Raw genomic sequence first — 14379 nt, forward strand, 5'->3', positions numbered from 1 at the left:
ATGACCCCTACCTTTACCTCCCCGAAAAAGTTATGAACTCATTTAGACCACTTGATGCTTCTCTTTTATCAGTTAATAATTCAGGTTTTTATGCAATTTGTTCTCGTTTAAATACTTTCTGCAAAAGTCACCAAAAAGCTATTTGGATGAAAAAAGAAGGACGTTGTTGGAAATGTTATTGTGATTCTTGCAAAATATATTTAGAAACTCAATCTAAATCTCTGTAATTTATCCTGCTCTCGCTTCTGGTTTGGGTGTTTTTACTTCAAACTCATGAAAAACAAGAATGTTTTGATGGTTCCAGAAACAGAAACAGCAGGAGAAATTGCTTTTGCTCTCCAGTCAAAATCTGATGGCAATGCCGTAATTTTAAAGACCGAGGACGAACGAGCAATTTCGTTAGCAGTGAAGTTAGCCGGGGCAGAAGAAAGTTGTAAAATATATAGTCGTTGTCGAATTACACCACCACCAGTCACAACACCGGCAATATACGTTGCTTGTTTAGCAGCCTATAACCAAAATATTTTACATGGATGGTGGATTGATGCAGTTCAAGATGCTGATGGAATTCTGAGTGACATCGAGGAGATGCTGCAAACTTCACCAGTAAACGATGCTGAAGAATGGAGTATTCATGACTTTGACAATTTTGGCTCAATCCGAATCAGTGAACATGAAAGCCTCGAAACTGTTTCCCGTTGGGGAAAGTTAATTGGTGAAAATCCTAATGAAGAAGAAGCAATTTGTCATTATTTAGGATATTGTCGAGAAAAAGAAGTAGAGCCAAATTATGAACATTTTCGGGAAAGTTATATTGGATTTTGGGATGATTTAACAACTTTTGCTCAATCAGATTATATTGCTGAAGTTTATGATTACCCAGGTTTTGAGAAAAGAGAAGAATTTTGGTCCAAGTACGTCGATTGGGAATATTTAGGTAGAGAATTGGATTTGGGTGGGGGTTTCTATATCGATGAAACTCCCAATGGTATCTACGTTTTCCACAACTAATTATTTTAGGGTTGGTCTATCCAACCCTACAAGGAGGTTATCTTGAAAGAAAGTAAAATGCTAAAACAATGGGCATCTCAGAGTAAATGGCTCCCCATTATTCTCAAAGACCGGAATTATAATTTACCTAAAGAATTTGGAAAATGGAGTGCTATTGCTACAGAATTGGCCTTGTGTATGGATGTTGACGATTTGGGAAAAACTCGGTTAGATGCAGCTTCGCAATTAACTACTAACCGAACATTTCTCTGGTTTTTAAGTGATTCACCAGTCTATTGTTTGTCGAGTAATTTACTCAAAGATTTATTAGAAACTGATGTCAATAAATTATCAGCAATTGCTGGATTAGTTGACACAGTTCCCTTGCACACTTTGATGCTGGTCTTTCCATCTTGGTTCAAAACACCAGATGGTTATCCTATCAAATATGCAATTTTACATTGGGGCGATAAAGCCAAACCAGAACAATCAATAGCATCAGGTTATGGGAAAACATTAGAATATTTACCCCAAGAATATCAGGTCAATATTCATATATGTTTTTGTTGTAACTTGGGTGATGTTGTTTGGTTCTCTGGAACTGGATTAGAGGATGGTCAAATCAAAATTAATAACGATTATGCTTTTGGTAATGCAACAATTACCGAAGATGAAAAAACGTTCATTGAACAATTGCGTAGTCTGACCATTCAAATATTCATGTTGTTAGCCTATAAACCTGAATTACTCGATTCTACTGATGTTGATGATGTAACCAAAGATTTTGGGAAAAAACATCCCCCGAAAAATTTTACTTCACCAAAACGTTATCCTAGAATGTTAGGGAAACATTATCAAAATCCCAGTCTGAAATCTCACACTCCTACTGGAATCAAACAACGCACCCATGTCCGCAAAGGGCATTGGAAAGAAATTCCTTGTGGTCCGGGCAAACAACAACGTAAAAAGATTTGGATTCAACCTTATTGGGTAGGACTTTAACGATATAATAGTGGAGGGTAAATGAACTTTCCACTACCGCCCATTCATTGTCATGCAAGAGTTGCCAAAAATTTTTCAACTATTAATTCAAATAATTGGTCAAGAAATAAGTTTTTTTACATTGCTTCATCTTCATTTAATAACAAGTAGTTGTGTTTGGGATTCAGTGAGGTGCTCCGCTCCAATGTCCTAATGTCGGCAGGACAATTACTCGTGCAGTTGGGTTGGCGATTTAGTTAGGTGATCGCTCAACTGCCATTGAACCAATCTCCTCAAATTAGAAAAGCATTTTTCTCCCTCTCAAAAAAACAATATAGGTGTTATTTCACCACCTTTCAGCACCTTTTCCCATGAAGCTCTCCCCCCTTGCAGAAAGCGAGGTGGGGGTGTTCTATGCTAATCTCAATCTCTCGTGAGTCCAGAGATCACATAAACAAGCCCAGCTTCTAGGCGACCCACCAGAACGTTTGCTGGAGAGGTCCTCACTGTCATTTCTGCGAGTGAGTTTAAGGATGCCCCGGGCTGCAATATTTTGGTTCCCATTCAGGTCACAGTTATACTGCCGACCGTTTTGGAATACTGCCAGGGCATAATTTTTGGAGTCTCGCTTGACTCGGCCCGAGCCATCGTAAGCCAGTTTTGAGGTGTAGGCGGCAACAACATCAATTACCTTCCCACCCTTTTCTTGCCACTTCATTTCGGTGTAGTCGCGGATTTTGGCCTTGAGCCAGCCATGAAACCGTTGCCGCAAGTTTGAACGTTTCCGTCCACCCTTGGGCGTCCAACCTTTCAGATTCTCAAAGACAATTGCCTCTGAGTTAAACTGGCTGGCTATTTGGACAATCCGCTTAGAAACGATGTGGCTAATCTGCTTGTTGATGTTCGCGCATTTTTGGTAAGTTTTAGAGCAGAAACCTTTATGTAGTTTTCCCCCTTTACCCATTGTCTTAGATGCCCGCATGGAGACGGATTTGAGTCGTTTATCTCGGCGGTCTATGTCTCTTCCCGTGTTCACAAATTCACGATGGATTACAGTGCCGTCGAAAGTTACGACCGTGACTGTTGCTGTCGTATTAATTCCCAAGTCAACAGCCACTACATTTTGCTCAGGGTTCTGTTTCGGTGGCACACAATGAAACGGTACCGACAGATGACAGACTTGGCTGTTAAAAATTAGAGTCGGAGACAACATCTTGTTGTCCGGTAACTTATGGCGTTCCCTAAGCCCACTAATCTGAACGGTTGTCCAAATCCAGTCAGCCCCCGTAAACACCTTAATCTCAACCGCATTATAGTCATGCAGCTTGTAGCACTGCCCTTTATAGAGAACTGGATAGCAACCTGCATCAGCATTGAGCTTATGTGGTTTGGCATCCCGACGATTACGGGATAGCCCCGTCTGCCAATCTACATACCGGGTCATGTAGCTATTAACCTGCCCAATGGCAAAGCTGATGGCGGCTCTGCGGTAGTAGCTAGGAAACTTGTAAAACACCCGATTGAATTGTGGGTATTTCACCACAGGCCGCTTTCCCGTAGAGTGCATCAATCGCTCTACGGCAGGGATTTGTTCATTGGACGATAAACCCCCTAACTCGGGCCAATGAGTGAAGATAATACCAACCAAATATCGACAAAGCCGACGATAGACCTTAACCGTTTCACTGAATAGATGACGCTGTTCAGCAGTTGGGTTGAGAGTCCATTTGTCGGTGCGAATAATTGGAGATGGTTGTTTGTGCTTCATGGTGAAATTATAACACATTGGTACATTAATATTCCTAAAAGTCCATATATTTTCAAGTGGGAATACCTGGTTATTTTTCTTCAAATACTTGCCGTTTAGCCTTCAGAATCGAAAGCGGTCACATCAAATAAATCGCAGTCATAGGCTCACTTAATTGAAAATTACAACGGATTAATTGTTTCTATTCTGGCAAGAAACCATTAGATTTATTGTATGAGTTTGGGTTAGTTTTATATGATTTTTATAGGAGTTAGCTAATCCGATTAAATTCCTTCAAGTTTTTCAAAAAAACCGCATTAAAAAAGTAGTCAAAATACAATCAACTACTTTGTTTCAGCACCTTTTCCCTTTAATAAGGGTCAAACCCTTCTGTTACTTTTTCTCTGTTACCTGTTTCTCCTGGGTTTCAGCACCTTTTCCCTTTAATAAGGGTCAAACACCAGATGCTATCTTCACAGTAAAAATTATTGTTATTGTTTCAGCACCTTTTCCCTTTAATAAGGGTCAAACTTGTCTTTATCTATTGCTGCTGGAGTTTTTAATCCAGTTTCAGCACCTTTTCCCTTTAATAAGGGTCAAACAATTGATTAGCCTTTTCCTTTTTTCATAGCTACTTAGTGTTTCAGCACCTTTTCCCTTTAATAAGGGTCAAACATTTCTTTTCGGACTGCTACCAACATTCTTTTGTCTTGTTTCAGCACCTTTTCCCTTTAATAAGGGTCAAACAAATGCGAATGCCTCTATTTACATTGGCAACACGAAGTTTCAGCACCTTTTCCCTTTAATAAGGGTCAAACGTCCTTCCCATCGGGGAAGGCGGTGAGGAGGTCGTGTTTCAGCACCTTTTCCCTTTAATAAGGGTCAAACTGGCGTTACCGTCCAAGCTGCACAGCTTAATGTGTATGGTTTCAGCACCTTTTCCCTTTAATAAGGGTCAAACCTGACACTGATGCCGTTTATGCCATCATAAAAGTGTTTCAGCACCTTTTCCCTTTAATAAGGGTCAAACAGTGGTCAAATCGATGCCAATGTAACGGTTTCTAGATGGTTTCAGCACCTTTTCCCTTTAATAAGGGTCAAACTCTTCCATTTTTGCTAGGGGCTCTTGTAGCTCTAGGTAGTTGTTTCAGCACCTTTTCCCTTTAATAAGGGTCAAACTTTTTTTACTGCTACCCCAGTTCGTTCGCAAGTAGTTTCAGCACCTTTTCCCTTTAATAAGGGTCAAACTTTTGGAATACGGATCGAAACGTTATCCGCTCAAGCCCCAAGTTTCAGCACCTTTTCCCTTTAATAAGGGTCAAACACTGTTCGAGTAACCGGGAACAACGGTTCCCTGACAGTTTCAGCACCTTTTCCCTTTAATAAGGGTCAAACGCAATATCGGAAATTTATTCCTTGAGACCGGAAAGTTTCAGCACCTTTTCCCTTTAATAAGGGTCAAACAGTTGTCGGTGTACCAATAGCAATTGATATTGCCAGTTTCAGCACCTTTTCCCTTTAATAAGGGTCAAACCGGTTTGAACCGTGATGTGCTGTATTCTTTCGTTGGAAAAGTTTCAGCACCTTTTCCCTTTAATAAGGGTCAAACACAGTTGACGGACGCATTTGGAGTGCAGCTCTCGAAGTAGAGTTTCAGCACCTTTTCCCTTTAATAAGGGTCAAACTGCGGTCGGTTCTGTTAACAGTTCGGGTGCCCAAGTGTTTCAGCACCTTTTCCCTTTAATAAGGGTCAAACAGTGTAGAGTTCGAGGCTAAAGGTGCAACTGGTGCAAGTTTCAGCACCTTTTCCCTTTAATAAGGGTCAAACCGTTCCCACAGGATCTGAAACCATTGAAGGTGCTAAGTTTCAGCACCTTTTCCCTTTAATAAGGGTCAAACCTGATAATCTAACCATTAACGCCATTAACGGCATGAATTGTTTCAGCACCTTTTCCCTTTAATAAGGGTCAAACAATGAGTTTGCGGATATGGATTTGGAGTCATTTATTGTTTCAGCACCTTTTCCCTTTAATAAGGGTCAAACTTCTTCGGACAAAATTTTTACCGTATTTTTGACGGTTTCAGCACCTTTTCCCTTTAATAAGGGTCAAACCCATATTTTGAACCAAGAAATGGCTGAAGAATTGTTAGTTTCAGCACCTTTTCCCTTTAATAAGGGTCAAACACTGTTGCTTTGCTCGTTCTTGGCGCATCTACTGCTTGTTTCAGCACCTTTTCCCTTTAATAAGGGTCAAACTTCTAGCTCGTACAAATGACGGATTTCACGCAGTCCATGTTTCAGCACCTTTTCCCTTTAATAAGGGTCAAACCCTTAAGTCCTGAGACCCGGGCATAGAGCTAATTCTACACCATTGAATCTGAGGGGGTCAAGTTTTCGTAGCAACAGTTTCATGATTTGGGTCTGAAATTGGGGAAAATCATTGGTTCAAAGCCTTTTCCTGAGCTTAATCTGAGGGGGGTAACGAAAGAATGCGGGTTTCAGGACTAGCCTACCCCCCTCAGATGCTTATCATTGGATAGAAAGTTATAATTTTTAGTAATAACTATTGGGAGGGCTTCACTTCAGATTACTCCTTAATTTTACCTTGTTCAAGGCGGGTTTTGCTTAGGCCCCTCTCATCTCTAAAATCAAACTGGCAATTTCGTCCCGATCGCCACTCTGTTGCAGGATATGATTCAACCAAGGTGAATCGACGCCCTCTACTCGCCGGATGGACAGAATGATGGTGCGCTGGTTTCGCCAAGGCAGGCGGTAGAATTCGCTGGTGAGGAGTTGAGGAAAAAATTGTCCCTCAACTCGGGCGATCGCCGCGACTAAATCAATCGCTTTCGATTCCTGTACTCGTTTAAAATCAATAGAATGCAGCAATAACTTCGTCCATTGGCTGAGTCGTTCAGTTTGGGTGTTATCTTCTAACTGGGCGATAACATTGAGGGTATCAAGTAATGCTCCAGCGACTCCCCCCTCTAAGTTGGGATGGGTAGTGGCGCGTCTGACTAATTTATCAACTTGATCCGAAATGCAAGACGGAATAGTTCGAGAATCGTCAATCCATGCTGTCACGATTTCACACAACTTTTGAATGACTTTAGGCTGAGTTTCTACTTCAAAGGTTGTGCAGATTTCAGCTAACTCTTTCTCGGACAGAAGACGCTGATGTTTCTGAATTTGAATTTGAATTATTTCTAAGGCATTGAGTCGAACACCGGGATAGGGGGATTTGACTAAGGCTAAACTGTCTAACAGTTGGGGAAAATCTTGCTGAGAGGCTAGACTTAGCAAGGCTTTGGACGCTTCAAGGGCTGGTTTTCGCTCCGGGGACTGTGCCAGTACAATTAATCGCGATAAAGCCAGATTGGAAGTAACTGCTTCCAGGCGATTGATTTCCACTGTGGCTAACTCATCTTTGACAATTTCTGAGTTCAATTCCCATCGACTTTTGACCTCGGGAGCCACTCGGAGCAGTTGTTGCAGTTGCGCGTCTGCCACTGAAAGTTCAGAAATTTGTTCGAGCAGATTGACCAATTTTTCTTGCACCGTTGGCGCATTTTTGGCAAGGGGAATCAGGATGGGTAACCAACGTTCCGGTTCTTGGGAGGCGGGTTGATTACACCAGTCAATCAGTTGCTCTTTCTGGGTTTCGGTTAGTTCATTGCCTATTGATTTGATGACAGCCGCCAAAGCAGAAAGGCGCTCCAAGTGAGTCCCCTGAAATTGCACCAGTTTCTTAGCAATATCAGCAGCGACACCGGATAAACTGGCTTCGTCTAAAGCGATTAAATTGCTGCTGGTATGCCGGGGGTCTCCCGTCAATAAATCGGTCAAGAGTTCATCCAGAATTTCAGGAGACTGGCAAGCATATCGTCCAACCGCAGCGGCACAAACCCGGTCCCATCCCGTTTGAATAGGGTAGTGAATCACTGCCAAAACTGAGCCAAACCAAGGATGATTTTCGTTAGTGAGTAACTGGGGAAACACGCGGACAGTGAGTTGGATGAGTTGCTGTTTCAATGAATTACTGGGACGTTTGGGTAAGGGAAATTGGATACAGGTTTCCCACAATTTTAAATAGGCTGCATCGGGCAATCCTCGCTCCAGATGTAAGCGGATTACTGTGGTTTGCGTTCCTTCGGCAAAGCTGGGATAATACTCACAAAGTATCGAGAATGCCTCGTCATCGGCGGATTCCCGGAGCAATGGCGTACAAGATTCGACCACCGCACCCCATAAAAATGCTTGTTCTCTCTCTTCTGATTCTGCGGTACGTTGCCCGACTGCCCTCAAGACTTGCCGGAGGCGACTGCCAAGCTGAGTTGGCCAAGGAGTGAGTAACGACCCGAGATGTTGCGCTAGGGTTGAGGCGGTGGTGCGATCGCTCGACTTTAACTGCTCAACTGTGGCATCCCAGGCAGTTTCCGCTAAAGCTGTGGATGCCGATTCCAAGGCTTGACGGAGAATTTTTTGATAGATTCCAGTTTTCGTCAAGGCGAGTGGTAGTTGTTGGCGCAGCATGGCTGGGGTGTCCCGGGAAGCCGCTGCAAAGATAACGGCGCGAAACGCTTCCAAGCTGTCGGTGTTGAGTTGTTGCGCGACCGTTTCAAATTCCCCATCGTCGGCAATGGTTAACAATTGTCGCATGACAGACCACCAACTCCACAACGATCGCCCAGTTTCCGGTTGAGTGAGGGTGGCGATTAACTGTTGCCGTTGGGGTAAGCTGGATTGTCGCAGTAACCAGTAGGCGATCGCATATTCCAGTAAAGTTTGGTGAAAGAAGTGGATTTTTTGAGAAGGCAGTCGTTCCAAGACTCCCTCACTGAGCAAATCCCGATAAGCGGAGGCAGTGGTTTCGGTAAAGTCTATCCCCAACTCATCCAAATAAGCCGATTCGCACAGCCGTTCACCGGAGAGGTCAAATAAGGCTTTGGCAATGTTCAAACAAAACTTTTCTTTCTCAATCGCCAGTAAAGCGGAATGACTGCGATCGACCCGGCTATAGGCGACTTTCTCCTGCCAATATTTTTTGTACAGTTTGCTGACGGTTAAATCTTGGGGGACCCGGCCATCTTTGGCAAATAAATCACACAACAAGGCCAAAAGTAAAGGATTGCAGACGATTTCTCCTAAAGACCGATTATCCGCAGATAAAGCTAAAATTTTATCCGCAAAATTGTGATTTTCTACTGCCGGTTGCTTCTGGACAAAAGCCGTGGCAGCTTGGTAGACTTCGGTTCGGGTAAACTCTGGCAGGTGATAGCGGTCCACAGCAGGGGCCAATCCAGGCAGTTTTTCCGCCGTGGGTTCTAGGAAATCATGATATTCGCGATCGCGACAGGTAAAGACCAGGGTTGTACCCGCTTCCAGGAGTGAGGCAAAAACCCGACTCAAGGGCGGAACCAGGGTGCGGTCCAGGATTAAATCTAAGGTGTCGATGAGCAACAATCCGCGCTCGCTGGCATTCAACTGGGTGGCAATTTCCACAATGGAACGCTGCATACCGGCAACACTCTCTCCCAAGGCGACTGCTAAGTTTTCCGCAGTCGGAGAATCTGGCAGCGTCAGAGAATTGCATAAAATCAAGCCAGTCCAACAGTTTGGATGGACAAGCAATTTGTCATAGAGGCTGCCAATAATCGTGCTTTTTCCATAACCGGCAGGTGCGACAATGGGGATAATGCGTTGAATTCCTTCGAGTCCCCGTTGGATTGCTCCCGTGAATTTTGAGTCAACTATCTCGCGGTCAATGCGTTCTAAAATGCGAGGATTCAACGCTTCTCGTCGTAACTGTGCTTGTCGCAAGACTGCCGCTTTTAAATCGTCAATGGGTTCTGGAGGGGGACCCATATTGACCACATCCTCCCATTCCAGGTCTAACGCTTCACAGATTTTGATAAAGATTTTGCGATCGACCCTTTTGCCAGTAAAGAAGTTGTTAATCGTAGACCAAGACGCCAAATCGTATTCTTTGCGGTCCGCCAACATGGATTGGGTTAAATTTTTGCGCTCCAGTGCCGATCGCACGAGTTGTAATCCAGCGATCGAGGCTTGCAAACTGCGTCTTGGCATGAGCACCCCCAATGAAAATCTGAGTCTGCCGATTAAGTCATAGCTGGATTGTACCAAAAGTCATATAAAAAATCATAAGGGAACTCCAAAAAATAAAATCTTCAATCAGAGATACCCCCAACCGATTGGCGTTATTAAGGGCGGCTTTAATAATTCCAAAACCATTTCATGATTGAGTAAGGGAACTCCAAAAAATAGAATCTTCAATCAGAGATACCCCCAACCGATTGGCGTTATTAAGGCGGGCTTTAATAATTTCTTAAAACCTCCTAATACCTGATTTTTTTTATGAAAATCCCTACCCTTCTCGTGACATGGCTTCAGTCATGTCACGAAAATCGAATTTTGATTACCCTAATGTTAAAATGTTGTGGGAATAATCTGCGACTAGCCGTTTGATTTGGAGCCATTTCACCCCTAACAGAATATCTAGAATTTCATCTCCCCCTAACGCTCTAATAATCAACTCCTCTGTATCAAAGAGAATAATACCCTGATAAATGCTAAAATTTATAATGCCTCCAGCCGTCTGCATTCGCTTTTGACTCTGAGTTTGCACCCACCCCAAATCCAGAGCCATTTCATTATTAAGTAATAACCAATCGGTGAATCCTGTATCTAAAAGTGCGGGTACAGAGATTAATGCTTCATCTGCTGCAATTAATCCAATTTCAAAAATTAACTCCCCCTTGTGGTTGAATCTCCCATCAATCATGCTCGTCCACAAACTCCCGTCTCATTAATGCAGAGAATGAGACAGGCTGCCTCTGGATGTTTTTCCCGAGCTTTTCTCTCTGCCTCTATTTCATCAGCATCAATGAAATAGTCCTCACTTTCTGGCTCAATGACCATAAACCAATTGTAATAATCCTGAATCAAAGCGGGTTTCAGTTTTTCAAAAATGGCTTGGCATTTGGCATCAAATTGGGTCCTCTCTTCTGCAAGTTTAGATGGGTCTTGTGTGTTGATAGGATGTTTAGGAAATAACAGGTGTGGTCTCGGGTTGTTCTCTTCTGAGCGGGGGTTGATCATGGGTTGTGTTCAGCAGAATGATGGGACGATTATAACAATTACTCGTGACAGGGCTGAAGCCGTGTCACGAGGGACCACTCAGGTTGTGAGGGACAAGGGTTATCGGAGGTGCTACAGGTGGCAGAGCCAAGTCACGACTAGGACCTGTCATGAGACTCGGGAAAGTCATACAAAAAGTCATATACTCCCCCGGTAAAAGCATATACCAACGCAAATACCGCCTTGCCACGATGAAACAGTAAGCCATTTCTAACGAGTTTATGGAATTTACGGAGACCTTACTCAGGGCCGCTTGGCAACAGGTGCGCCGGGGTTCGCGAATGGCGGGAGTGGATGGCATCACGGTAGATTGGTTTGCCGACAATCTCCAGATGCAGTTGGAGCAACTCCAGCATCATCTCACCCAGGAAACTTATCAGGCTAAACCCGCATTGGGCTTCTATTTGCCCAAGGCATCCGGGGGGAAACGGTTGGTGGGGATTCCTACCGTATCTGACCGCATTATTCAACGGTTATTGCTGGAGGAACTTTACTGGCCCCTTGAGGATACCTTTCTCGATTGTAGCTATGCCTATCGACCGGGGCGCAGCATCCAGCAAGCGGTGCATCATCTTTATGCCTATTACCAATTTCAGCCTTGTTGGGTCCTGAAAGCGGATATTGCCCAATTCTTCGACAACCTCTGTTGGGCGCTGTTGCTCACTCAATTGGAGCAATTGCAACTCGACCCGATTATCGGACAGTTGCTGGAACAACAAATTGCTGCCGGGATTGTGATTCGCGGACAATATCAAAACTTTGGCAAAGGCGTCTTACAAGGAGCTATACTTTCGGGCGCTTTAGCTAACCTGTACCTGACCGAATTTGACCGCCGCTGTTTGGCTGCCGGACTCAATCTGGTCCGCTACGGGGATGATTTTGTGATTGCTACTGCCGATGCCACCCAAGCCCAGCGTAACTTAGAGCAAGTGCGAGGCTGGCTAGGAGAATTATATCTCACTTTGCAGCCCGAGAAAACTCAGATTTATGGACCCGATGAAGAGTTGACCTTTCTGGGATATCGGTTTGTCAAAGGTCAAGTCTATGCACCGCCACCGCCCGAACCTCGCGGGGATTGGCTGCTCTCTGCCTCGGGCGTTCCTTATCGGCGACAACGGCAACGACAACGATCGCGGGTTTCTCGTCCACCCCTTGCCTGTAGCCTGAAACCCGTTCACTTTCCCATTGCCAATCCTGAACATTTATGGAGTGATGCGATGACCACTTTGTACATCACCGACCAAGGCGCTTATTTGAGTGTCAAAAATCAGCAATTTCAAGTGTTTTCTAACCACGAATTGCGCGTGAAAGTTCCTGCCAACCGGGTCAGTCATATTGTGTTATTTGGCTGCTGCAATATGTCCCACGGAGCAGTTTCTTTGGCCTTACGTCGTCGGATTCCGGTGATGTATTTGTCGCAAAAAGGGCGGTATTTTGGCCGGTTGTACTCGGAAAGTCATGCCAAAGTTGAGTATTTGATTCAGCAAGTGCAACGGTCCCTCGACCCAGAATTTACCCGCCGCCAAGCCGAGGCGATTGTTCTGGCAAAACTGCACAATTCTCGGGCTTTGTTGCTCAAACTCAACCGCCGTCGTCAAACCGATGCCGCTTTGATTGCCTTGGAAATGCTTATCAGTTGCCGGGACAAATTGTCCTTAGCCGAATCAATGGATGCCTTGCGCGGCTACGAAGGTAAAGCAGCATCCGCCTATTTTCAAGCCTTGGGTTCGTTATTCTCTGGACCCTTTGCCTTCGAGAAACGGACCAAACGTCCCCCAACTGACCCGGTGAATAGCATGATGAGTTTAGGTTACACCTTGCTCAGTCAAAATGTCCATTCCTTTGTCAACTTAGCGGGACTGCATCCGCACTTTGGCAATCTGCACGTCCCCCGGGACAATCATCCCGCATTGGTGTCTGATTTGATGGAGGAATTTCGCGCCCAAATTGTGGATTCCTTGGTGGCTTATCTAGTCAATTCTCAGATTTTGACCCCAGATGATTTTACCTTGCCCGATGAGCGCAATGGAGTCTATCTACAACCTCATGCTTTGAAGAAATATCTCAAGCACTGGGAGGATAAGTTGCTCTCGGAAATCACTCATCCCCATACGAACTACAAAGTTAGTTTAAAGCGGTGTATTGAGTTGCAGGTGCGAGAATATATCGCCTGTTTAGTCGGGGAGGTTGAGGTGTATCGTCCCATGTTGTGGAAGTTGTAGCAAGTTTTCGTCACCTCCACAAATTCAGTCTAGCCACAGCAGTAATCCATCCCTTGTTTCCTAGTGCAGAACAAACTGCTGACCGGGACCCGAAAATTGCTGTTTCTTCAAATTGCTCAACAACCGGGAATTACCTCCGCCCAACTCTGCTCCAACAGTTGCGCTAGAGGAGGAAACTTGTCCCGAATCAATCACCATCTAGCTGGGTTGATTGATGAAGGATTTATTTGCACTTCCTCTCGCAACAAACGGGGCAAATCTCATTACCAAATTACCTCAACTAAGGGAAAACGAATGCTACAATTTTTACAGATGGCTCAAGTTGATGGCGAGTGTTAAACGTTTTTGGGGATACTCACTTCCCACACAGCGTACCTCCATCACCCCACTGGGTGAGCAATGATTAACTCAACTTATCACTAGAGTCTGACTGATAAGCATCTGAGGGGGGTAGGGTAATCCTGAAAGCCTTATTCTGCCGTTACCCCCCTCAGATTGGTCTCTATCAGAGCGTTTGAAGGCACGATTTTCCGTGATTTGAGGCGAAAATGAAGCGGATGTTGCTACAAAACCTTGACCCCCTCAGATGTAGGGGTGTACAATTGGCTCAACGCTTGAGCTTCAAAACTCAAGGGTTCGACCCTTACTAAAGGGAAAAGGTGCTGAAACAGTTGCTTCGCATGCCCACAGGGCAGCGAACGGACGTTCGACCCTTACTAAAGGGAAAAGGTGCTGAAACTCCCAAAACACCCGTGGAAGCGGTCCTACAATACTGTGTTCGACCCTTACTAAAGGGAAAAGGTGCTGAAACCGAATTACGAGCAGGGTCGAACTGAGTGGAAACATCGGTTCGACCCTTACTAAAGGGAAAAGGTGCTGAAACAGGATTTTCATCCTTATCTTCCCCCATTCCCTCGCAGAGTTCGACCCTTACTAAAGGGAAAAGGTGCTGAAACAGCGGAATTAATCGCCCCTGGCATGTGGTACCAAAAGTTCGACCCTTACTAAAGGGAAAAGGTGCTGAAACAGGCAGAAGAAAAACTTGCTGCATTCGGGTCGAACTGTTCGACCCTTACTAAAGGGAAAAGGTGCTGAAACTTCAATCATTAACAACTGAGTTTCGACCAACAAATTCCGGTTCGACCCTTACTAAAGGGAAAAGGTGCTGAAACCGGGAATGTCTCCGTAGGCAGTGCCATCGAAAACATTCGGTTCGACCCTTACTAAAGGGAAAAGGTGCTGAAACACTGAAATTTTCCTACAGGTATTTGGGGGAAATC

8 protein-coding genes and 2 CRISPR repeat arrays (1 of these 10 running past the window's edge) are annotated in these 14379 nt (G+C 44.5%); of the genes, 4 read left to right on the forward strand and 4 right to left on the reverse strand.

Annotated features, from left to right (window positions below; translation table 11 throughout):
- Positions 1–273: 273 nt before the first annotated feature.
- Both NG792_RS07805 and NG792_RS07810 read left to right on the forward strand, forming a co-directional pair.
- Entirely contained in the window at positions 274–1011 is a 738-nt protein-coding gene (locus NG792_RS07805) for an antirestriction protein ArdA (RefSeq protein ID WP_261235045.1), read from the forward strand.
- A gap of 42 nt (positions 1012–1053) precedes the next feature.
- Positions 1054–1992 (forward strand): AcrVA2 family anti-CRISPR protein, encoded by a 939-nt coding sequence (locus NG792_RS07810; RefSeq protein ID WP_261235046.1) that lies wholly within the window; start codon positions 1054–1056, stop codon positions 1990–1992.
- A gap of 391 nt (positions 1993–2383) precedes the next feature.
- Here the strand turns inward: NG792_RS07810 and NG792_RS07815 are convergent, their stop codons facing one another.
- The 4 genes from NG792_RS07815 to NG792_RS07830 all read right to left on the reverse strand — a co-directional run bounded on the left by NG792_RS07815 (position 2384) and on the right by NG792_RS07830 (position 10838).
- Positions 2384–3739: an IS200/IS605 family accessory protein TnpB-related protein gene (locus tag NG792_RS07815; protein WP_261235047.1), complete on the reverse strand. Its 1356-nt coding sequence runs from the start codon at positions 3737–3739 to the stop codon at positions 2384–2386.
- 330 nt (positions 3740–4069) lie between these two features.
- A CRISPR array of direct repeats spans positions 4070–6048; the repeat unit is 35 nt; unit sequence GTTTCAGCACCTTTTCCCTTTAATAAGGGTCAAAC.
- Positions 6049–6344: 296 nt separating this feature from the next.
- Positions 6345–9806, reverse strand: coding sequence for a helix-turn-helix domain-containing protein (locus NG792_RS07820; protein ID WP_261235048.1), 3462 nt, complete (start codon positions 9804–9806; stop codon positions 6345–6347).
- A gap of 349 nt (positions 9807–10155) precedes the next feature.
- Entirely contained in the window at positions 10156–10533 is a 378-nt protein-coding gene (locus NG792_RS07825) for an aspartyl protease (protein WP_261235049.1), read from the reverse strand.
- Complete coding sequence (locus NG792_RS07830) at positions 10518–10838, reverse strand: hypothetical protein (protein WP_261235050.1); 321 nt, start codon at positions 10836–10838, stop codon at positions 10518–10520. Before NG792_RS07830 ends, NG792_RS07825 begins: the two co-directional genes overlap by 16 nt.
- A 260-nt stretch (positions 10839–11098) precedes the next feature.
- On the opposite strand from NG792_RS07830, the gene cas1 reads away from it, so the two are divergent.
- Positions 11099–13099 (forward strand): CRISPR-associated endonuclease Cas1, encoded by a 2001-nt coding sequence (gene cas1, locus NG792_RS07835; protein ID WP_261235051.1) that lies wholly within the window; start codon positions 11099–11101, stop codon positions 13097–13099.
- Between the two features lie 63 nt (positions 13100–13162).
- Positions 13163–13438, forward strand: coding sequence for a hypothetical protein (locus tag NG792_RS07840; protein ID WP_261235052.1), 276 nt, complete (start codon positions 13163–13165; stop codon positions 13436–13438).
- 295 nt (positions 13439–13733) lie between these two features.
- Positions 13734–14379: direct repeats of the CRISPR family, unit length 35 nt; unit sequence GTTCGACCCTTACTAAAGGGAAAAGGTGCTGAAAC (it continues 615 nt past the right edge of the window).

The organism is Laspinema olomoucense D3b, from assembly GCF_025370785.1.
GTDB lineage: Bacteria > Cyanobacteriota > Cyanobacteriia > Cyanobacteriales > Laspinemataceae > Laspinema > Laspinema olomoucense.

Excerpts from the sequence above, each read along its gene's own strand:
- NG792_RS07805 (WP_261235045.1), top strand. The coding sequence starts at position 274 with ATGAAAAACAAGAATGTTTTGATGGTTCCAGAAACAGAAACAGCAGGA.
- NG792_RS07815 (WP_261235047.1), bottom strand. The coding sequence starts at position 3,739 with ATGAAGCACAAACAACCATCTCCAATTATTCGCACCGACAAATGGACT.
- NG792_RS07820 (WP_261235048.1), bottom strand. The coding sequence starts at position 9,806 with ATGCCAAGACGCAGTTTGCAAGCCTCGATCGCTGGATTACAACTCGTG.
- NG792_RS07830 (WP_261235050.1), bottom strand. The coding sequence starts at position 10,838 with ATGATCAACCCCCGCTCAGAAGAGAACAACCCGAGACCACACCTGTTA.
- cas1 (WP_261235051.1), top strand. The coding sequence starts at position 11,099 with ATGGAATTTACGGAGACCTTACTCAGGGCCGCTTGGCAACAGGTGCGC.